Below are 20,571 nucleotides of genomic sequence, written 5' to 3'. Positions count from 1 at the left end.
GGGTTGAAAACGGGGAACGGCGGCTCCGCATGGGGCCGCCGTTTTTCATGCTGGGCCGGCCCACGTCTGACGCCACGCCCCCAGGACGCAGCCGGCCATAATCAGGGTCGGGGCGACGGGGGCCAGGGCGGGGGCGGCGTGCATCAGGGCGGCGCCGAGCAGGGCGCCGGCGGGGAGGGCGAGGACGATGAGGAGGCGGAGCCCGCGCTCGCCGGGGACGCCGTCGGCGAGGTCCTGCATCAGGCCGGTCATCGTGCCGGTGGCGAAGGTGGTGGAGACGCTGCGGTCGGCGCCCATGCGTTTGGCGGCGACGGTCTGGAGCGCCATGGCGATGCAGGACAGGGCGATCAGAACCAGGATGATCGGCAGGGCCGGGCTCTGGCGCGACGCCAGCCACAGGGCGGCGGTCAGGGCCTGAAACCCCGCCGCGCCGATCAGAGGTCCGAAGCCGGGGCGGGCGCCCGATGGCACGCGGGTCAGACGAAATCCGACATAGAGGGCCAGGGCGAAGACCAGAACAGCCCCGCCGGCGCCGATCAGGGTGGCGGCGAAATGGGGGCGCTGGAACAGGCCGACCAGGATCAGATTGCCGGTCATATTGGCCGTGAAGACGCCGTTCAGGGCCAGGAAGGCGAAGGCGTCGGTCGCCCCGGCCGCGAAGGACAGGGCGACCAGGAGGCCGGGCAGGGGATGGCCGGTCCGGCTCAAACGACGGGGTCCAGCGGATTGATCCGGCGCACGATCAGCGGATCGACCGTGGTCAGGGGAATGTCCGGCGCTTCGGCCCGTCCCAGGGTGGCGGCCAGGGTGTCGGGCAGAAGGGCGGAGGCGGCCAGACGATAGCCGATGTCGCCGGGCGTCGGCTGGTCGAAGAAGATCAGGAAGTGGATTTTGTCGCTCAGCACCTCGATCTGGTGCGGATAGGCGCGGGGGATGAAATAGACGTCGCCGGCCTGGAGCAGATAGGTGTCCAGCGACCCGTCGGGATCGAGAATGGACATGCGGGCGCGACCCTCGGCCACATAGCCCATTTCGGCGGTGGTGGGGTGCCAGTGGGGCTCGCGCATGCCGTCGTCGGGCACCTTGATCGAATACATCGAGATGTTCTTCAGCGTCGGCCAGAACTGGGTGCGGGACACGCGGGCCTGACCATAGGGGAAGTTGATCGGCGGGCTTTCGGCCTCGATGTCGAACCGGTGGGGATCGGCGAAGGCGGCGTCGCGCGGCACATAGGCGGGGCCGGGGCGGCGGATCAGATAGGGCGAGCCCAGGTCGCGGTCACGCTGGGCGAAGGCGGCGGCGGGGCGGTCGTAGGTATTGCCCATAACCGCATCGGTCATGGCCCCCATGGAGGCGTGCAGCGAGAAGTCCTCGGGCTTTTCGTGGCTGAAGGCGACGATCAGTTCGGCCTCGACCTCGCCGACGTTCTCGATGGCGTGCAGCGAGCCGTTGTCGACGAAGAACATCTGGCCCGGCGTGACGGTGAAGCGCGACACCACATGGCCGTTGTCGACCACGGTCAGCAGCAGTTCGCCGGCGAGACAATAGCCCAGTTCATTGGCGTTGACGTGCCAGTGGGGCTCTCGAATGGCGCCCGGCGCGAGCTGCAGCCGCTTGATCGACAGCCCCTTCAGCAGGGGGAAGTCCTCGCCGTTCAGGCGGCGGATCTGACCCAGGTCGCTGTCATGAACGACGGGGGCGGTCAGCAGGGAGCGGACGTGGCGGGAGGTGTGAACGGGGGACATGGCGGGGGTCTCGACGATCTGCGCCCGGGTTGCGGCGACGGATGCGAGGCTAGGGCGGGGCGAGCCGGCGATCCTGTACCAACGGACCGTGGAAATTTGGTCGGTTCTGCTTGCGGTATCGGCGCTGGCCTAGAGCGACGGGGGCCCATAGGGTGGGGGTCGCAAAATTTATCGCCGGGGTTCCAACATGATGTCTTCGCGCCGTATCCGGTCGTCGTTCGCTGCTGTCCTTCTCGCCACGACGGCGATGGCCCTGCCTATGGCGGCCCTGGCTCAAAGCTCGGGCGCTCAGACGGCGGCCCCGGCGATCAGCGTCTATCAGCAGCCGCCGTCGCCCATCGCGGACATTCTGGACGCCAAGCCGACGCCGGCGCCGATGCTGAGCCCGGATCGCAAGACCCTGGTGCTGCTGGACCGGTCGAACCTGCCCAGCATCAAAGCCCTGGCCGAGCCGATGTTGCGGCTGGCGGGGGCGCGGATCAATCCGAGGAACAACGGCCTGGCGGAAAGCCGGGTGTCGTGGCTGACGGGGCTGAGCCTGCAGGCAGTGGACGGGGGACCAGCGCGGGTCGTGGCCCTGCCGGCCGAGGCGCGGTTCACGGCGCCGCGGTTCTCGCCGGATGCGAAATCCCTGGCCTTCGTGCTGGATCGGCCGACGGGGCTAGAACTGTGGGTCGTGGATGTGGCGACGGCGCGGGCGCGCAAGCTGACCGAGCCGGTGGTCAATATGACGGGCGGGTCCGGCTATGAATGGCTGCCCGACAGTTCGGGTCTGCTGGTCGAGGCGGTGCCGGCGGGACGGGGGCCGGCGCCCGATGTGACGGCGGCGCCGACGGGGCCGAATATCGAGGAGACGGCCGGGCGGGTGGCGCCGGTGCGGACCTATCAGGACCTGCTGTCGAACCCCGGCGACGAGGCCCTGTTCGACCATTATTTCACCTCGCAGCTGACCCTGGTTCTGCTGAACGGCCGTGCACGGACGATCGGGGCTCCGGCGGTCTATCTGGACAGCGCGGTGTCGCCGGATGGCCAGTACATCCTGCATGAGATCGCCAAGCGGCCGTATAGTTATGTCGTGCCGGACGACCTGTTTCCGACCGAGATCGTCGTGACGGACCTGAACGGGCGGGTGGTGCGGACCATCGCCGATCTGCCGTTGCGCGACGACGTGCCGACCGCCTTCGACGCCGTGGCGCCGGGGCCGCGTTCGGTGGGCTGGCGGGCCGATGCGCCGGCGACCCTGACCTGGGTCGAGGCCCTGGACGGCGGCGACCTCAAGCGCGAGGCTGAGTTCCGCGACCGGGTCTTCATGCAGGCCGCGCCGTTCACGGCCGAACCGGTCAAGCTGATCGACCTGAAGGAACGGTTCGGCGGGATCGTCTGGGGCAAAGACGATCTGGCCGTTGTCAACAGCCGTTGGTTCAACACTCGGCATGAGACGCGGTTCGTGGTCGATCCGTCAAACCCCGGCGAGGGCCGGGTGCTGCTGGAGCGGAACTATCAGGCCCGCTACGACAATCCGGGCCAGCCGGTGACCCAGCCGAATGCGGTGGGCCGGTCGGTGATCCGCTTCGATCCACAGGGGCGGATCCTGATGTCGGGCGCCGGGGCGACGCCACAGGGCGAGTTCCCCTTCCTGGCCGCCATGGACCCGGCGACGGGACGCAGCGAGCGGCTGTGGACCTCGGCCGACACGGATTACGAGGCGGTGGTCGGCTTCCTAGACGCGGACGGCAAGCGGGTGGTGACGCAGCGCGAGACGCGGCTGGATCCGCCGAACCTCCAGATCCGCGACCTGACGACGGGCCAGACCACGGCCCTGACGAACTTCCCCGATCCGGCGCCGCAACTGGCCGGGGCGACGCGCCAGCTGGTGACCTATGAACGAGCCGATGGGGTCAAGCTGTCGGGCACGCTTTATCTGCCGGCCGGCTACGACAAGGATCGCGACGGGCCTCTGCCGATGCTGATGTGGGCCTATCCGGCCGAGTTCACCGATGCGGCGGTGGCCGGCCAGACGGTGGATGTGCAGAACCGGTTCGTGCGGCCGGGCGGGTCCAGCCACCTGTTCCTGCTGACCCAGGGCTACGCCATCTTCGACAACCCCTCCATGCCCATCATTGGCAAGGATGGGGCCGAGCCGAACGACACCTATGTCGAACAACTGGTCGCCGACGCGAAAGCCGCGGTGGATGCGGTGGTCGGCATGGGGGTGGCGGATCGCGATCGGATCGCCGTCGGGGGGCACAGCTACGGCGCCTTCATGACCGCCAATCTGCTGGCGCACAGCGACCTGTTCAGGACCGGCATCGCCCGGTCGGGGGCCTATAACCGGACGCTGACGCCGTTCGGCTTCCAGGCCGAGCAGCGCAACTATTGGGAGGCGACCGAGGTCTATACCGAGATGTCGCCCTTCACCTACGCCAACAAGCTGAACGAGCCGATCCTGCTGATCCACGGCGAGGCGGACGACAATTCGGGCACCTTCCCGGTCCAGTCCGAGCGTTTCTATGCGGCGCTGAAGGGGCTGGGGGCGACGGCGCGTTACGTCACCCTGCCGCTCGAAGCTCACGGCTATCGCGCACGGGAATCGGTGGGCCATACGCTTTGGGAGATGACCCGCTGGATGGACCAGTATGTGAAGAACGCGCCGCCGAAGCCGGCGGAGTGATCGCGGGGCTGGTGGTCAGGGCCTGACCACCAGCCGCACCACCTCGCCGGCGTGCAGGCGGTCGAAGCCGGTGTTGATGTCGTCGAGCGGGATGACGCCGCTCATCAGCCGGTCCACCGGCAGGCGGCCCTGGCGGTAGAGGGCGACGTAGCGGGGGATGTCGCGGCTGGGGACACAGGTTCCGATGTAGGAGCCCTTCAGCGTCCGCTCCTCGCCGACCAGGGAGACGATGTTGACGGCGAGCGTCGCGTCGGGCGGGGGCAGGCCGGCGGTGACGGTGGTCCCGCCGCGTCGGGTCATCTTCCAGGCGGCGTCGAGCGCGCGGGCCGAGCCGGCCATTTCGAAGGCGAAGTCGGCGCCGCCGTTTGTCAGGGCGCGGACCTGATCGACGGCGTCGGGGGCGGCGCCATCGACGGTGTGGACCGGGCCCAGGGTACGGGCGAGGGCCAGCTTGTCCTCGGACAGATCGACGGCGACGACGGGCGAGGCGCCGCTGGCGAGGGCGCCCAGGACGCTGGACAGGCCGACGCCGCCCAGGCCGATGACGACGACGCTCTGGCCCGCCTTCACCTGGGCCGTGTTCACCACGGCGCCGACGCCGGTCAGGACGGCGCAGCCAAACAGGGCCGCCTCTTCGAACGACAGGGCCGGGTCGATCTTCACCAGAGACCGGCGCGAGACGACGGCGTGGGCGGCGAAGGCGGAACAGCCGAGGTGGTGATTGACCGGTTCGCCCTCGCGGAAGAGACGGCGGGCGCCGGACAGCAGCTCGCCCTTGCCGTTGGCGGCGGCGCCGGGTTCGCACAAGGCGGGACGGCCGCCGGCGCAGGGGTCGCAATGGCCGCACGAGGGCATGAAGACCATGACGACGTGATCGCCGATGCTGAGGTCCGTGACGCCGTCGCCCAGGACCTCGACCACGCCTGCGGCTTCATGACCCAGGGCCATGGGCAGGGGGCGGGGGCGGTCGCCGTTGATGACGCTGAGGTCCGAGTGGCACAGGCCGGCGGCCTTGATCGCGACCAGCACCTCGCCGGGGCCGGGCGGGTCCAGGGTGATCGTCTCGATGGAGAGGGGGCGGCTGTCGGCGTAGGGGTGCGGGGCGCCCATGGCGGACAGGACGGCGGCGCGGGTGGTGATGCTCATGGGTCAAGCCTTCGTCATCGATGACTTATCGATAGGCGCTTGACGCAAGGGCGTCCAAGCCCGAGCGTCGCATCGAGAGCGACGCCGAATGTCGCCCAGGAGGAAGACCACAATGCCGAAGACGGAACTGGGCCCCTTGGCCGAACGCGCGACCTACAAGGCGTTTCACATGGTCTCGACGCGCTGGGCCGACAACGACCAGTACGGCCATATCAACAACGCCAAATTCTACGAGTTCGTGGACTCGGCGGTGAACGCCCATCTGATGATCGCCAATGCGCTGGACGAGTCCATCGGCCTGGTGGTGGACAGCGGCTGCAAATACACCTCGGCCCTGAAATTCCCCGATGTGATTGAGGTCGGGATCAAGGTGGACCGGATCGGCACCTCCAGCGTCAGCTACGGCTTCGCCGTGTTCAAGCGCAGCGCCGACGTGCCCGCCGCCGTCGGCCATTTCGTCCACGTCTATGTCGACGCCGAGACCCGCCGGCCCAAGCCCCTGCCGGCGAAGCTGAGGGCGGTGGTGGAGAACCTGAAGGCGGGGTGAGGGAAGCGGCGGCGTCCTGGGGCGGAAGCGGCTTTCGGCGCAAGTGCCGATGACCGCCCTCGACCCGAAACGAGGCGCCCCGAATGACCGCTATTGCGGCGACCTTGCAACTCGGCGAACGTGCCGACTTCCTCCTCATCTCCCGGTGCCGTGCTCGTCATGCAGATCGCCATCCTAACCCTTGATGGTTTCAACGAGCTGGATTCCTTCATCGCCGCAGGCATCTTAAACCGGATGAAATCACGGGGCTGGGCGGCCCACATCACCTGCCCCACGCCGGAGGTCACCTCGATGGCTGGGGTGACGATCAAGCGCCAGAAGCCGCTGGAGTTCTTGGCCGAAGCCGATGCGGTGCTGATTGGCAGCGGGATCAAGACCCGCGATTACGCCGCCGATCCCACCTTCCTGTCTCGCTTATCGCTGGACCCGTCGCGTCAGCTAATCGGCGCCCAGTGCTCCGGCACGCTTCTACTGGCCAAGCTGGGGCTGATCGGCGACCTGCCCGCCTGCACCGACCTGACGACCAAGCCTTGGGTCATCGAGGCGGGCGTCAATGTCGTAGATGCGCCCTTCGCCGCGCACGGTAATGTCGCAACCGCCGGTGGCTGCCTGGCCTCGCAATACCTCGCCGCCTGGATGATTGCGCGCTCGGCGACGCCGCGTGACGCGGAAGAAGCCATTCACTACGTCGCGCCCGTCGGCGAGAAGGCTGAATACGTCCAGCGCGCGATGGCGGCGGTGACGCCGTTTTTGAACGTCGGAGAAACACGGGCAGCATAATTCAGCGTCGTCCGCGTCCCACCCTCTGCCGAACTCAGGAGCGTCCACTCCTCGGTCGCGCTTCGAAAGTCCGGTTTCGACGCTGACGCCCCATGACGCAAACCGACCTATTGCGGACATTCTCCGCGTCTCCTCAAGCAGCCTCGCTCACCCTAGCCATCGCGCGTTTCTCGTGAGAACGTTCTCAAAACGGAGCGTGGAGGAACGCCATGAAGACGGGATGGATCGCGGCCCTGGCCGTGACGGCGGCGCTGTGCGCGCCTTGTGCAGCCGAGGCGCAGACGGGCGGTTTCCTGAGGGCCGAAGGGACGCGGATCGTCGATGAGACGGGCGAGCCGGTTATCCTGCGCGGCATGGGGCTGGGCGGCTGGGTGCTGCAGGAAGGCTATATGCTGCAGCTGGGCGCGCTCGGTCCGCAGCATGTGATCCGTGCACGGATCACCGACCTGATCGGCGAGCAGAAGGCGGAGGCCTTCTACGCCGCCTGGCGCGCCAACCACACGACCAAGGCCGATATCGACGCCATGGGGCGGTGGGGCTTCAACTCGGTGCGGCTGCCGATGCACTATGACCGGCTGACTCTGCCCGTGGATCAGGAGCCGGTCGTGGGGCGGGACACCTGGAAGGAAGAGGGTTTCGCCGAGATCGACGCTCTGCTGGCCTGGGTCAAGGCCAATGGGATGTATCTGATCCTGGACCTGCACGCCGCGCCGGGCGGCCAGGGGAGCGATCTGGCCATATCGGACCGGGATCCGTCAAAGCCGTCGCTGTGGGACAGCGCCGAGAACCGGCGCAAGACCGTGGCCCTGTGGCGCAGGCTGGCTGAACGCTATGCCGACGAGCCGGCCATCGGCGCCTATGACCTGATCAACGAACCCAACTGGGACTTTGAGAAGCCGGGCGGCGGCCACGGCTGCGAAGAGACGACCAACGCCCCGCTGCGGTCGCTGATGATGGAGATTACGGCGGCCATCCGCGAGGTCGACCGGCGGCACACGATCATCATCGAGGGCAATTGCTGGGGCAACAACTATCGCGGCGTCACGCCCCTGTGGGACGACAACACCGTGATCAGCTTCCACAAATACTGGAACGCGACAGACCGGGCGTCCATCGCCGACATCCTGCGGCTGAGGGTCGAGACCGACGCGCCGGTTTGGCTGGGCGAATCCGGCGAGAACTCCAACACCTGGTTCACCGAGACCATCGCCCTAGTCGAGGGCGAGGGGATCGGCTGGGCCTTCTGGCCGCTGAAGAAGATCGGTTTCAACCAGCCGCTGGAGATCACGCCCAATCCCGGCTGGCCCCGATTGGTCGCCTATCTGACCGGCAAGGGGCCGCGCCCGTCAGCGGCGGAGGCGCAAGAGACGCTGATGCGGCTGGCGACCCACGACATCCGGTTCGAGAACAATTTCGAACATCGCGACGTGATCGACGCCATGCTGCGTCAGCCCCATTCGAACGCGGCGGTTCCGTTCGTCGCGCATCGGGTCGGGGCGGCGGGTGTGACCATCCGGGCGGCCGACTATGACCTGGGCCGGTCGGGGGTGGCGTGGAAGGATGTCTATGACTCCGACACCGACGGGGCGGGCGAGCGCGTGCCCTGGTGGAACACCGGCCGGACCTGGCGCAACGACGGGGTGGACATCGCCTTGGTGGAGGGGGAGCCGGTGGTCGCCGAGTTCGAGACGGGGGAATGGCTGCGCTACACCCTGACGGCGGAGGCGGCGGGGAACCGGCGAGTGACGGTGGTCGGCGCGGGCGGCCGGGTGTCGGTGAGGCTGAATGGGGGCGAGCCGGTGGGCGTGGACCTGCCGGCAGGCGAAGGCTGGGGTGAGGTCGCGACGGCGCCCCTGCCGTTCATGGCCGGGACCAACACCCTGGTGTTGAAGGCCGAGGATTGTGCGGCGTGCCGGTTGAAGGCCGTCAAGATCGAACCGCGGCCCTGACCACATTGCCGAAGCTTCACTTGCGTGAGGTCGCGGTCCGGATAGCGTTCGCCTGCCCTTTCCGGGCGGGAGACCGACCATGCGTCGATGGATGATGACGGGCCTGGCGATACTGGCGGTGGCGACGCCGGCGTCGGCGGCGCCCGAGACCTGGCTGGTGTCGGTCGATCGGTGGGGCAATGCGGAACATGGGCTGCTGACGCTCGAGTCGAGGGACGGCGTGTTGTCTGGCCGGTTCGGCGACTGGGCGCTGGAGGGTCGCAAGGACGGAGATCGTCTGGCCTTCGCCGCGACCGACAGTTACGGCGTGCCCTATAGGTTCGAGGGAACCGAGGCGGACGGCGTCCTGACGGGTTGGGCCGACTATCCGGACACCAGCAACGCCGGACCGCGCGTGCGACACGGCTTCAGCGCGCGGCGGCTGGAGATGCCGACGGGCGCGCCGGGACGGCGGACCTATGCGCCGGAGCGGTTTTCGAACACCTTCACGGCTGATCTGGCGCCGGTCATGGTCATCCAGCCGGGCGATGTGGTGGCGACGCGCACCGTCGATTCCGGCGGGATCGACGAGCATGGCGACGTGGTCGCCCTGTACGGCAATCCGCAGACAGGGCCCTTCTTCGTGGCGGGGGCAAAGGCGGGGGATGTGCTGGCGGTGCATATCCGGCGGCTGCGGTTGAACCGTGACTATGCCGACAGTCTGGACGGCGTCACGGGGCGGGCCATGTCGCTGGGCCTCGCGGCGCGATCGGCGGATCTGGGCAAGCGGGTGCGCTGGCGGCTGGACCGCGCGGCGGGGACGGCGCGGCTGGAGAACCCGCCCGAGAAACTGAAGGACTATGTCGTTCCGGTGCGGCCGATGCTGGGCGGGCTGGGCGTCGCGCCGGACTTCGGGTTCGCCGAACAGTCGGCCGGGGACACCGGCCGCTGGGGCGGCAATATGGACTTCAATGGAATCGGCGAGGGGGCGACGGTCTATCTGCCGGTGTTTCAGCCGGGGGCCATGCTGTTTATGGGCGACGGCCATGCGTTGCAGGGCGACGGCGAGACGACGCAATGGGCGCTGGAGACCTCGCTGGACGTGGAGTTCAGCGTCGAGATCCTGCCGTCCCGGCCCCTGGCGGCGCCGCGGATCGAAACCCAGGACCGGATCACGGTCCTGGGCCAGTCGTCATCGCTGGACGAGGCGGCGCGTGCGGCGACCGGGGCCATGATCCAGTGGCTGGAGCAGGATTACGGATTGAGCGTGTCCGAGGCGTCGCTGATCCTGGGCACGGCGGCCGAGTACAGGATCGCGACGCTGGCGGGCCGCAACGCCGGACTGGCGCTGAGCCTGGAGAAGGCGCGCCTGCGCGACGTGCCGCGCAGGACGCCGACGACCGATTAGTCGTCCAGCCGCCCCGTCAAGAACAGAACGCCCACCGCCGTGAGGGCGCCCAGGGCGAAGGCGGTGATGATCGAGCCGGTGGCGACGGCGGTCGAGACAGTGACGGGGCGGGTTTCGTACCATTCGACGATGTCGGCCTCGTGCAGGTCGTCGTCGGCGTGGCCCTCGGCTTCGTAGATGTCGGCGGTGTTCATCGGGGGCTCCATATCAGCGTCAGGGATCAATACGCCCAAACGGTCGAGGTTCCACCCCGAACCGGCCCGGAAGCCGCTTTGGCCCGTACATCGTGACAGCCTGTCGCTCTTCCGCTAGGACGCGCGGCTCAGGTTTCAGAACGCGCGAAGACGATCCCATGGCCGGCCACTCGAAATTCAAGAATATCATGCACCGCAAGGGACGCGCCGATGCGCAGCGTTCCAAGCTGTTCTCCAAATTGTCGCGCGACATCACGGTGGCGGCCAAGTCGGGCCTGCCCGATCCGGCGGCCAATCCGCGCCTGCGCCTGGCGGTCAACAACGCCAAGGCCGAAAGCCTGCCCAAGGACGTGATCACCCGCGCGATCAACAAGGCCTCGGGCGGCGACGTCGATACGATGGAAGAGGTCCGCTACGAGGGCCGGGGCCCCGGCGGCGTCGGCATCATCGTCGAGGCCCTGACCGACAACCGCAACCGCGCGGCGTCGAACATCGGCGCGGCCTTCAAGAAGAACGGCGGCGCGCTGAGCGAGATGAACTCGGTCGCCTTCATGTGGGATAAGGTCGGCCAGATCATCTACAAGGCTGAGGCCGGCACCGAGGATGAAGTCATGGAGGCCGCCATCGAGGCCGGCGCTCAGGACGTCGAGAGCGACCTGGTCAAGCCCGACATCTACGAGGACGCGCCGGGTCACACGATCTGGACCGCCTTTGAGGACCTGAACGAGGTGGCGGAGGCCATGTCCAAGGTGCTGGGCGACCCCAAGTCGACCGCCATCGTCTGGAAGCCCCAGTCGGAGGTGACGGTCACGGGCGAAGCCGTGGGCACCCTGTTCAAGCTGCTGGATGCGCTGGACGCCGAGGACGATGTGCAGAACGTCTATTCGAACGAGGACATCTCCGACGAGGACGCGGCCAAGTACGCCGGATAATACGTAGACGCGCTGATCGACGAACGGAGGTCTCGACACTTTCGTAACGCGCGATTAACGTCTTGTTCAAGGACGGTGAGCGGTTCGATTCGCCTCTGGAGGGCAGGGATCGAGGTCGCCCACCGCGATGCGGGCATACGACGCGGGGCGCGACCATGAGACTGACCAGAATTGACCGCGTGTTGTCGCGCGGCGGCAAGCCCGAACAGGCCAAGGACGACGCCGTCGTGTCCGGGCGGGCGTCCGAACAGGACGTCGCGGGTCTGATCGGCGAGCGGTTCGAGACCATTCAGGACAGTCTGGATCAGCTGTCGGAGATGGCGCAGCGGTTCGGCACCTTCGAGACCCTGCTGGGGCAACTGCGGGACCCGCTGGAAGCCGAGTTCCGCTCGCGCCGCGACAACCACGTCGAACTGGTCAATCTGCGCAACGCCAACAGCGCGGCGACGAAACAGGCCAGCCTGCTGACCGCCGAGGTCCGCAAACTGTCCGACGCCCTGGCCGAGTCCGAAGCCAAGGCCGACGATCTGGCGGCGCGCGGCGGCGAGACCACCGTCAATCTGCAGGAGGCCCGGGTCGAACTGGGCCGGCTGCGCAATGAACTGGCCCAGGCGGCGACGCGGCTGGAAGGCCTGGAGACGGTCGAGCGCGCCTCCGCCCAGCGCATCCGCGAGCTGGAGCAGGACCAGGAGTCGCTGCGCAACCAGCTGAAACAGGCCGAGGTCGCCCGTTCGGAGTCCGACACCACGCGCGGTCAGGTCCAGCGCGATCTGGCCCTGGTGCTGGAAGAGAACACCGCCCTGCGCCGTCGCGTGGACGAGGTCGGGACCGAGGTGGCGGGTCTGGCCCGCGCCGCAGCCGCCGGCGAAGGCCAGCTGGCCACCGAACGCGCCCGCGCCGCCTCCGAACAGGCCGAGGCCGCCCGTTCGATCCGCTCGCTGGAAAGCCAGGTCGAATCGGCCCGCGCCGAGATCGCCGCCCTGACCGCCCGACTGGACACCGCCACGGCGCGCGCCAACGGGCTGGAGGTGCTGAACAGCGAACAGGCCTCGCGCCTGAACGAGCTGCAGACCGGCGGCCACGCCGTCGAACGGCGCGCCGACACGCTGCAGGTCGCCCTGGACCGGGCGGTCGAGCGGGTGCGCGCGCTGGAAACCGAAACCGAGGACGCGCGTCAGCGTCAGGCGGCCATGGAGGTCGCCCGCGTCGCCGCCGTCGACCGCGCCGAGGCCCTGACCAAGGCGGCCATGGCCCATGACAAGGCCATCGCCCGCGCCGAGGAGCGGATGGTGAAGCTGCAGTCCAAGCTGGCCGCCGCCCAGGACGAGCACGAGGCCCGGGTCCAGACCCTGAGCCAGCAGATCAGCGCCCTGCGCGAAGATCTGGAAAGCGCCCGCGCCGAGGGGGCCATGTCGGCCGCCGCCCTGGACGCCGCCCGTCGCGGCCGTGGCGGACGGGCGACCATCGCGGACGCCGCCGCCCAGCTGCAGGCCATCGTCGGCTGATACGGGTCGGCTGACCGTCCCGGCGCGGAACCTGCGCCGGTGAACGGGATTAAGGCGGGGACCGCGAGACCCGCCGATCCCGGCGGCCGCCCCGCCAGCCGGGGCGGATGGCGTCCGGGTCGCAGAGACGACGACCGCCCATGGACATCACCCAGCTGATCCTCGACGACCATGCCGAACAACGCCGGCTGTTCTCGATCATCGAACAGATCGAGCCGAAGGACGTCGATGCGCTGAGCGCGGTCTGGCTGAGGCTGTCGGCCTTTCTGGACGTGCACGCCGAGGCCGAGGAGCGGTTCTTCTATCCCGACCTGATGAAGCTGGGCGAGGGCGCCAACGACGCCGACGAGGGCACGGTCGAGGGCGAGACCGAAGACGCCATCGAGGATCACAACAAGCTGCGCGACGCGGTCAAGGCCGTGGGGGCGCACGCCGTCGGCAGCCCCGCCTGGTTCGCGGCCGTGGGCGAGGCCAATGTGGTCAACTCCAAACATATGGGCGAGGAAGAACGCCAGGGCCTGACCGACTTCCGCCTGAACGCCGACGTGGCGACGCGACACGCTCTGGCGGTGCGGTTCGCGGCCTTCGAGGCCGAGCACATCACGGGGGTGAAGCCGGTGAACAAGGACCCGGAAGCCTATGTCGAGGCGCACGGCTGAGGCCTGATCGGCGGGTTTCGACCGGAGAGGTCAAGCTGTTCATTGCCCGATAACCCTCTTTGCGGCATGAGGGGAACGGATGGCGAACGAACCTGTCAGAATCATCGGGCTGGACCCGGGCCTGCGACGCACCGGATGGGGGGTGATCGTCTCGGATGGCGCACGCCTGAGGTGGGTGGCGCACGGGGTGGTGGCCCCGCCTGAGGCCGCGCCCTTTTCCGAACGCCTGCTGTTCCTGTTCGAGGCCCTGGGCGTCATTTGCGCCGACCACGGCTGCGAAGAGGCCGCGGTGGAAGAGGTGTTCGTCAATGTGAACCCGTCCTCGACGCTGAAGCTGGGCCATGCGCGGGCGGCGGTGATGCTGGCCCCGGCGAAACTGGGCCTGGCGGTCGCGGAATATTCGCCCAATCTGATCAAGAAGGCCGTGGTCGGGGCGGGCCATGCGGACAAGAGCCAGATCGCCTTCATGATCAAACGTCTGCTGCCGACGGCGGGCGACGTGAAGGCGGATGCGGCGGACGCCCTGGCCGTCGCCGTCACCCATGCGCAGCTGAGGAAACGGTCCTTGCTTGAAGCCATGCATCGGGGTGCGGCGTGATCGGGCGTCTGAGAGGGGTGCTGGCCGAGGTCGGGGAGGCGGACTGCCTGATCGACTGCGCCGGGGTGGGCTATGTCGTGTCGTGCGGGGCGCGGACCCTGGGGCGGCTGCCGGCGCCCGGCGACGAGGCCACGGTCCATGTCCATTCGCAGTGGAGCGAGGACGCCGGGCCGCGCCTGTACGGATTTCTGACGCGGGACGAGCGGCGGGCCTTCACCACCCTGCTGGCCATTCAGGGCGTGGGGCCCAAGGCGGCCCTGGCGGTGCTGGACGTGCTGCCGCCGGGCGAGCTGGCGGGGGCTGTGGCGCGCGAGGACAAGGCGGCGGTGGCGCGGGCCAATGGCGTGGGGCCGAAACTGGCGCTGCGGATCGTCACCGAACTGAAGGGCAAGCCGCTGGGGGACGTCAGTTTCGCGCCGACGGCGCCGGGCGTTCATGTCGAGATCGCGCCGCCGCCCCCGTCCCTGACCGGCGAGGCGGTGTCGGCCCTGCTGGGGCTGGGCGTGGCCGAGGTCAATGCGCGTCGGGCGGTGGACCAGGCCCTGATCCGGCTGGGCGAGGCGGCCGAACTGCCGGCCGTGATCCGCGCGGCGCTGCAGGAGTTGGGGCGATGAGGGTGGAACGCTCCCCAGGTTTCGAGGCTTCGGGGTTGAGCGGGGGCCGCGATGCGGCCTATGCCGACCGCCCCCCTGAACGTCAAAATGGATTTGATAATGAACAAGAAATTGCAAACCGTCCTGGTCTTCGTCGTCGGTCTGGTGGCCATGGTGGTCGGCTATACCCTGCTGAAGGGGATGTAAGCGGGTCGCGCCGGGGGGCGGTTCGATGAGCGACGACCGCATCATCTCGCCCGACGCCGCCCCCGGCGAAGCCTATGACCGCGCGCTGCGGCCCCAGACCCTGTCGGAGTTCGTCGGTCAGTCGCAGGCCAAGGGTAATCTGAAGGTCTTCATCGACGCCGCGCGGGGCCGGGCCGAGGCCCTGGACCATGTGCTGCTGTTCGGACCGCCGGGACTAGGCAAGACCACCCTGGCGCAGATCGTGGCGCGCGAGCTGGGCGTGGGGTTCCGGGCGACCTCGGGACCGATCCTGGCCAAGGCGGGCGATCTGGCGGCGATCCTGACCAATCTGGAGCCGCGCGACGTTTTGTTCATCGACGAGATCCATCGACTGAGCCCGAACGTCGAGGAAATCCTGTATCCGGCCATGGAGGACCATGTGCTGGACCTGATCATCGGCGAGGGGCCGTCGGCGCGGTCGGTGCGGATCGATCTGGCCCCCTTCACCCTGGTGGGGGCGACGACGCGGGCGGGGCTGCTGGCCACGCCGCTGCGGGACCGGTTCGGGATTCCGTTGCGGCTAGAGTTCTACACCGCCGACGAACTGACGGCGGTGGTGCGGGGCACGGCGCGCAAGATGGGCGCGGCCATCGATGAGGGCGGCGCGCGCGAGATCGCGTCGCGGGCGCGCGGCACGCCCCGGATCGCCGGGCGTCTGTTGCGCCGGGTTCGGGACTTCGCCTCGGCGGACGGCGCCGAGACCATCTCGAAACTGGTCGCGGCGAAAGCCCTGGCGCGGCTGGAGGTGGACGAGGCCGGGCTGGACAGCCTGGATCGGCGCTTCCTGAAGGCCCTGATCGAGAACTACGGCGGCGGACCGGTGGGGATGGACACCCTGGCGGCGGCGATCGCCGAGGCGCGCGACGCGGTCGAGGACGTGATCGAACCCTATCTGCTGCAACAGGGCTTCATCATGCGCACCCCGCGCGGCCGCATGGCCTGCGCCAAGGCCTATGCTCACTTGGGGCTGAGCGCGCCGACGCCGCCCGCCGCCGGACCTGTGCCGGGCGACCTGTTTGAATGAAGTTCGCGTTCGATCCGGGCAAGGATGCGAGCAATCATTCGCGCCTTCGCCGAAGAGGGCGAAGATTGGCGCGAGCGGATGGCCGATGCGCTGACGGAAGCGGCGCGCAAGAAGCGGGCCGCCTGATCGGGGCCTGATCGCCGCCGATCTCCAATAGGCGGTTGCCAAGCGGGGCGGGCGGAGGTTTGCTGTCGCCGAACCGGAGCCGTCACATGATCCTGCGCATCCTGGCTGTCCTGGCGGCCGTCTCCGGCCTGACGGCCCTGGCCCCGCCTGCAAAGGCTGCGGCGCCCGTGTTCACGGATGCCCCCTGTCCGACCGACTGGCCCGCCGGCGTGCGCGAGGTGCGGTGCGGAACCCTGAGTGTGGACGAGGCCCGCGACGGCTCGACCGACCGCCGGATCGGGGTGGCGGTGGTGATCCTAAAGGCCAGCACGCCCTACAAGGACGCATCAGGCCAAGTCCTGCCGCCCATGGTGATGTTCCACGGCGGACCCGGCGGGGCGCTGACGTCGGGGGCGGGAAACATCCTGCGCGCCCTCTCGCGGCGTCCGGACCTGATGGCGGTCGATCAGGACGTGATCCTGTTCGATCAGCGCGGGGGTGGCGAGAGCGATCCGTCGATGGACTGTCCCGGCGTCGAACTGACCGACGCGGGGCCGCCATCGGATGCGGATCGCGACGGGCTGATCGCCTGTCTGAAATCCTATCAGGCCAAGGGCGTGGATCTGCGCTGGTACAACGCCGCCGCCATCGCGGACGACGTGCGCGACATGACCCAGGCGCTGGGCCTGACGAAGATCGACCTGTGGGGCGGATCCTATGGCCCGCGCATCGAGGCCGCGGTCATCACCCACCAGCCCCAGATCGTGCGCGCTGCGTGATGGACAGTCCCTGGCCGCCCGAAGGCAACTGGGCCGTGGGGACGCCGGAACAGGTGTCGACGGCGGTGCGGCTGATCCTTGCCAAGTGCGCCGCCCAGGCTGAGTGCGCTGCGCGCCATCCGGACCTTCAGGCGCGGTTCGAGACCGAGGCGCGGCGGTGGCTGGCGGGGGCGGTGACGGGCAAGGACGGCCAGACCTTCACGGTCGACGACCTGTCGGCGTTTCTGATGGATACGACCTACAGCGGCCGGGGCGTGCGGCGTCTGCCCGCCGATCTGGAGAAGATCATCGCCGGCGACCTGACGCCGGTTGCCGAGATCGCGGAGAGCCGCGACTATTATTTCGAAGGCCAGCACATGGCCCACCTGTGCAAGGAGGAGCTGCCGTTCGAGTCCAAGGCTCGGCTGGCGGCGGGCGCGGCCGGCGATCCGGTGGCGGAGGTGCTGGTCCCGTCGCTGTCGCGCCTGTTCGACGTCTGCGCGGCCGTGGACGCGGGGGCGGCCGATCCGGTGGAAAACCTGCCGGTCAAGACCGACATCCCGACCCTGTTCGTCGCCGCCGAGATCGATCCGGGCTGCCCGCCGGCCCTGACCGAGGCCGCCGCCAAGGGCTATGCAAACAGCCAGGTGGTGATCGTCACGAACGCCACCCATGGGGTGATCAACGCCAGCCCCTGCACCCGCCGCATGGCGCGCGACTTCCTGCGCGATCCGTCCGCACAGGTGGATCGCACCTGCCTGCCGGCGGCGGATACGCCGCTGGATTTCATTGAGGACGCCGCCCCGGCCTGATCATGCGACGCCGAATCCAAACCCACGAGACCTGGTTTGTTGTTGCGGCGGCGGTCGCCCTGATCGCCGCCGCCGTGGGCGTGTGGGCCATGACGCACGGGACGCGGGTCGCGCCGCCCGAGCCCCCGTCTCAGCGCGCGGTGCGACAGATCCGCGAACAGCTGGGGCGCGACGCCGAGCTGCGCTATTCCGAGGTCGGCCAGAGGCGGGCGGTGTGCGGCTATGTCGGGCGGACGCGCGGGGGGCAGGCGGTGGGTTTCGTGTCCCTGACCAGCCGCATCCTGTTCAGCGACGATCCGCTGCCGACCGAGTTCCGCGACATGCGCGAACGCTATTGTCCTGGCTTCCTGACCCGGCCGCCGACGGGCTAGACTGGGGCCATGACCGATCTTCCCACAGCCGGCCGTTTTGACGGACGCGATCACCTGCTGCCGGTGCGCGTCTATTACGAGGACACGGATTTCACCGGTCTGGTCTATCACGCCAACTATGTCCGCTATTTCGAGCGGGGGCGGTCGGATTTCTTGCGGGCCATCGGCGTGGGCCATTCGGACCTGCTGGAGGCGGACCCGCCCCTGGCCTTCGTCGTCGCCGAACTGAATATCAAATATCTGAAGCCGGCCCGGATCGACGACGCCCTGGTGGTGCGGACCCTGTACGAGGCGATCAAGGGCGTGCGGCTGATCATCCGCCAGACGGTCGAGCGGGCGGGCGAGGTGCTGTGCCGGGCCGAGGTGACGGCGGTCTGCATCCATCTGGACGGACGGCCGCGCCGGCCAGCCAATGCGCTGGTCGAAAAGGTCACGCCCTGGCTGGCAAGCGCCGGCGACGGCGACTAGAAATAGGCGAGCCGGGGAGGGTCGAACATGCAGAACCAGGGAATCACCGCCAGCGCCGTGATCGTGTCCTTCCTGCTGCTGGTCCTTGTGATCGGCGGCGGCTTGGCCGGCTGTCCCTATTACAAGGTCTGGGAACGCAAGATGGCGGGCCAGGCCGAGCTTCAGTACCAGCAGGGCGCGCGCCAGGCCCTGATCGCCCAGGCGGCGGCCGAGGACGAGGCGGCCATCAAGCGGGCCGAGGCGGCGACGCGTCGGGTGCTGGGCTGGACCGATGCGGCCAAGCGCGGCTGCGAGGCCCTGGGCCGCCCCGGCGACCGGGCCTGCGAGGAACAGCTGGTGCGCGACGCCGCCACCTATTCCATCGCCAAGGAAGGCCATGAGGGCGTGATCATCAGCGTCGGCGCGCCCGTCTCGGTGGCGGTCGATCCGACGCGCAGGACGACGACCGAGTAGGCTTTTATGACGCGCCTGTCAGATGACGCGCGTGCTCGGGAAGGCTAGAAGCCGCCCTCGCCACACAATGGTCACGCCCGCTCGGTCGAAGAGGGGTGTCGCCAATCTCCAATCCGCAGCCGACCCCGCCCGGAGCGCCTGAATGACTACGCCCGTCGACGCCTCGATGATGAATCCCGTCGAACTGTTCCTGACCGCCGACTGGGTGGTGAAGACGGTGATGATCGGCCTGGCGGCGGCGTCGCTGTGGTCGTGGACCATCATCATCGACAAGGCCTTCCGCTTCACCGCCCTGAACAAACAGGCGGACGACTTCGAAAAGGCGGTTCAGTCGGGCCGGTCGCTGGAAGACGTGGCGACCCAGGCCGGACCGGCGCCGGATCACGCCCTGCCGCGCATGCTGGTGATCGCCCTGTCCGACTGGCGCGAGGCGCGTCAGCGCGGGGCGCTGAACGACCATCAGGGCGACTTGCTGATGACCCGGATCGACCGGGCGCTGAGCAGCCTGATCTCGCGCGAGAGCCAGAGGATCGAGAACGGCCTGGGCGTGCTGTCCGTCGTGGCGACGGCCTCGCCCTTCATCGGCCTGTTCGGCACGGTCTGGGGCATCATGAACGCGTTCGGGCGTATCGCGGCGGCGGGCAACACCAATCTGACGACGGTGGCGCCGGCCATCGCCGAGGCCCTGTTCGCCACGGCCATCGGCCTGGCGGCGGCCATACCGGCCTATATCGCCTACAACAAGTTCTCGATCGACGCGGGCAAGTTCGCCGGGCGGCTGGACGCCTTCGCCGACGACCTGCAGGCCGCGGTCGCGCGCCGCCTAGGCAGCCCGTCCGCGCCGCCGGCCCCGGCTGCGCCGTCGTCGGGCATCAATCTGAACCGGAGCGTCTGAGCCATGGCGCTGGGCGGCGGTGCGAGCAGCGGCGGGCGTCGTGGGCGGCGGGGGCGCAGAGGCCCCCTGACCGAGATCAACGTCACGCCCCTGGTGGATGTGATGCTGGTGCTGCTGATCATCTTCATGATCTCGGCGCCCCTGCTGACGGTCGGGGTGCCGGTCGAACTGCCCAAGACCGAGGCCAGCGCGGTCGAGACGGACAACGAACCCCTGTCGGTCAGCATCGACCAGCAGGGCGCCATCTTCATCGCCGACAGCGAGACGTCGTTCGACGATCTGGCGGTGCGACTTCTGACCGAGGCCGGCGGATCGGACAAGGCGTCGGAGCGGCCGGTGTTCGTCCGCGCCGACGGCCGGGCGCCCTATCAGGCGGTGGCGCGGGTGATGGCGCGGCTGTCGGCCTCGGGCTTCACCAAGCTGAACCTGATCACCGACACGGCGCCGGAGGCCTGATCGCTTGCGTCGTCCCAGCCCTGCCATTCTGGGATCCATCGCCCTGCACGCCGGGGTGGTCGCGCTCGCCTTCGTCTCGTTTTCACACAAGGCGGACGAGCCCAAGCCGCTGGTGAATTCGGTGCCGGTGACCATCGTCTCGGAGACGGTGATCGAGGCTGCGGCGGCAGACAACCCGCAGCCGGAACCCTCGCCCGACGACGCCGCGACCGCCCCGGTCAGCGCGCCGGAGACGCCGACGCCGCCGGTCCCGCAGCCCACGCCGCCGCCGCCGACC

22 protein-coding genes and 1 pseudogene are annotated in these 20,571 nt (G+C 68.8%); 19 read left to right on the top strand and 4 right to left on the bottom strand.

All coding sequences use genetic code 11. The features are described 5' to 3' along the window. Positions 1-45: 45 nt before the first annotated feature. On the bottom strand, positions 46-708 hold the full coding sequence (locus Q7J26_RS12215; protein WP_304936685.1) for a YoaK family protein: 663 nt from the start codon (positions 706-708) through the stop codon (positions 46-48). Then, a complete protein-coding gene (locus Q7J26_RS12210) occupies positions 705-1,745 on the bottom strand; it encodes a cupin domain-containing protein (protein WP_304936684.1) in 1,041 nt (346 codons plus the stop codon). Before Q7J26_RS12210 ends, Q7J26_RS12215 begins: the two co-directional genes overlap by 4 nt. A 187-nt stretch (positions 1,746-1,932) precedes the next feature. Between Q7J26_RS12210 and Q7J26_RS12205 the strand changes: the two genes are divergently transcribed. Next, a complete protein-coding gene (locus Q7J26_RS12205) occupies positions 1,933-4,416 on the top strand; it encodes a prolyl oligopeptidase family serine peptidase (RefSeq protein WP_304936683.1) in 2,484 nt (827 codons plus the stop codon). Between the two features lie 15 nt (positions 4,417-4,431). Here the strand turns inward: Q7J26_RS12205 and Q7J26_RS12200 are convergent, their stop codons facing one another. Next, entirely contained in the window at positions 4,432-5,562 is a 1,131-nt protein-coding gene (locus Q7J26_RS12200; RefSeq protein WP_304936682.1) for a zinc-dependent alcohol dehydrogenase family protein, read from the bottom strand. A 112-nt stretch (positions 5,563-5,674) separates the two neighbouring features. Here Q7J26_RS12200 and Q7J26_RS12195 point away from each other — a divergent pair, with 112 nt between their 5' ends. From Q7J26_RS12195 to Q7J26_RS12180, 4 genes are all read left to right on the top strand, one after another. Next, entirely contained in the window at positions 5,675-6,109 is a 435-nt protein-coding gene (locus tag Q7J26_RS12195) for a thioesterase family protein (RefSeq protein ID WP_183196469.1), read from the top strand. Between the two features lie 159 nt (positions 6,110-6,268). Continuing rightward, positions 6,269-6,889: a DJ-1/PfpI family protein gene (locus tag Q7J26_RS12190; RefSeq protein ID WP_304936681.1), complete on the top strand. Its 621-nt coding sequence runs from the start codon at positions 6,269-6,271 to the stop codon at positions 6,887-6,889. 209 nt (positions 6,890-7,098) lie between these two features. Continuing rightward, positions 7,099-8,838, top strand: a complete 1,740-nt coding sequence (locus tag Q7J26_RS12185; protein ID WP_304936680.1) for a cellulase family glycosylhydrolase — start codon at positions 7,099-7,101, stop codon at positions 8,836-8,838. Positions 8,839-8,917: 79 nt separating this feature from the next. Then, entirely contained in the window at positions 8,918-10,225 is a 1,308-nt protein-coding gene (locus Q7J26_RS12180) for an acetamidase/formamidase family protein (protein ID WP_304936679.1), read from the top strand. Here the strand turns inward: Q7J26_RS12180 and Q7J26_RS12175 are convergent. Then, positions 10,222-10,419, bottom strand: coding sequence for a hypothetical protein (locus tag Q7J26_RS12175; RefSeq protein WP_304936678.1), 198 nt, complete (start codon positions 10,417-10,419; stop codon positions 10,222-10,224). The genes Q7J26_RS12180 and Q7J26_RS12175 overlap by 4 nt on opposite strands. 158 nt (positions 10,420-10,577) lie before the next feature. Here Q7J26_RS12175 and Q7J26_RS12170 point away from each other — a divergent pair, with 158 nt between their 5' ends. The 14 genes and pseudogenes from Q7J26_RS12170 to Q7J26_RS12105 all read left to right on the top strand — a co-directional run. Then, the gene (locus Q7J26_RS12170; protein ID WP_304936677.1) at positions 10,578-11,351 is read left to right on the top strand and encodes a YebC/PmpR family DNA-binding transcriptional regulator; all 774 of its coding nucleotides are present in this window, start codon (positions 10,578-10,580) and stop codon (positions 11,349-11,351) included. A gap of 155 nt (positions 11,352-11,506) precedes the next feature. Continuing rightward, positions 11,507-12,856 (top strand): hypothetical protein, encoded by a 1,350-nt coding sequence (locus tag Q7J26_RS12165; protein ID WP_304936676.1) that lies wholly within the window; start codon positions 11,507-11,509, stop codon positions 12,854-12,856. Positions 12,857-12,996: 140 nt separating this feature from the next. After that, a complete protein-coding gene (locus Q7J26_RS12160) occupies positions 12,997-13,515 on the top strand; it encodes a hemerythrin domain-containing protein (protein ID WP_304936675.1) in 519 nt (172 codons plus the stop codon). 79 nt (positions 13,516-13,594) lie between these two features. Then, positions 13,595-14,113: a crossover junction endodeoxyribonuclease RuvC gene (gene ruvC / locus Q7J26_RS12155; RefSeq protein WP_304936674.1), complete on the top strand. Its 519-nt coding sequence runs from the start codon at positions 13,595-13,597 to the stop codon at positions 14,111-14,113. Beyond that, complete coding sequence (gene ruvA, locus Q7J26_RS12150) at positions 14,110-14,727, top strand: Holliday junction branch migration protein RuvA (RefSeq protein ID WP_304936673.1); 618 nt, start codon at positions 14,110-14,112, stop codon at positions 14,725-14,727. Before ruvC ends, ruvA begins: the two co-directional genes overlap by 4 nt. Before the next feature lie 211 nt (positions 14,728-14,938). After that, positions 14,939-15,976, top strand: a complete 1,038-nt coding sequence (gene ruvB / locus Q7J26_RS12145) for a Holliday junction branch migration DNA helicase RuvB (RefSeq protein WP_304936672.1) — start codon at positions 14,939-14,941, stop codon at positions 15,974-15,976. Between the two features lie 212 nt (positions 15,977-16,188). Next, positions 16,189-16,860 (top strand): alpha/beta fold hydrolase, encoded by a 672-nt coding sequence (locus tag Q7J26_RS12140; RefSeq protein WP_304936671.1) that lies wholly within the window; start codon positions 16,189-16,191, stop codon positions 16,858-16,860. Then, entirely contained in the window at positions 16,860-17,651 is a 792-nt protein-coding gene (locus tag Q7J26_RS12135; RefSeq protein WP_304936670.1) for an alpha/beta hydrolase, read from the top strand. Before Q7J26_RS12140 ends, Q7J26_RS12135 begins: the two co-directional genes overlap by 1 nt. Positions 17,652-17,653: 2 nt before the next feature. Beyond that, positions 17,654-18,022, top strand: a complete 369-nt coding sequence (locus tag Q7J26_RS12130) for a hypothetical protein (protein ID WP_304936669.1) — start codon at positions 17,654-17,656, stop codon at positions 18,020-18,022. Positions 18,023-18,031: 9 nt separating this feature from the next. Next, on the top strand, positions 18,032-18,490 hold the full coding sequence (ybgC, locus tag Q7J26_RS12125) for a tol-pal system-associated acyl-CoA thioesterase (RefSeq protein WP_304936668.1): 459 nt from the start codon (positions 18,032-18,034) through the stop codon (positions 18,488-18,490). A gap of 27 nt (positions 18,491-18,517) precedes the next feature. Next, positions 18,518-18,943, top strand: coding sequence for a hypothetical protein (locus Q7J26_RS12120; protein ID WP_304936667.1), 426 nt, complete (start codon positions 18,518-18,520; stop codon positions 18,941-18,943). 142 nt (positions 18,944-19,085) lie between these two features. Next, on the top strand, positions 19,086-19,838 hold the full coding sequence (tolQ, locus tag Q7J26_RS12115) for a protein TolQ (protein ID WP_304936666.1): 753 nt from the start codon (positions 19,086-19,088) through the stop codon (positions 19,836-19,838). Positions 19,839-19,841: 3 nt separating this feature from the next. Further along, positions 19,842-20,294, top strand: coding sequence for a protein TolR (gene tolR / locus Q7J26_RS12110; RefSeq protein WP_304936665.1), 453 nt, complete (start codon positions 19,842-19,844; stop codon positions 20,292-20,294). Positions 20,295-20,298: 4 nt separating this feature from the next. Continuing rightward, positions 20,299-20,571: pseudogene (locus tag Q7J26_RS12105) on the top strand (energy transducer TonB); the annotation flags it as partial.

It is taken from the genome of Brevundimonas sp., from assembly GCF_030656255.1.
Lineage (GTDB): Bacteria > Pseudomonadota > Alphaproteobacteria > Caulobacterales > Caulobacteraceae > Brevundimonas.
The sequence above is the reverse complement of the archived record's forward strand: the minus strand, read 5'-3'. Positions and strand labels throughout refer to the sequence as shown.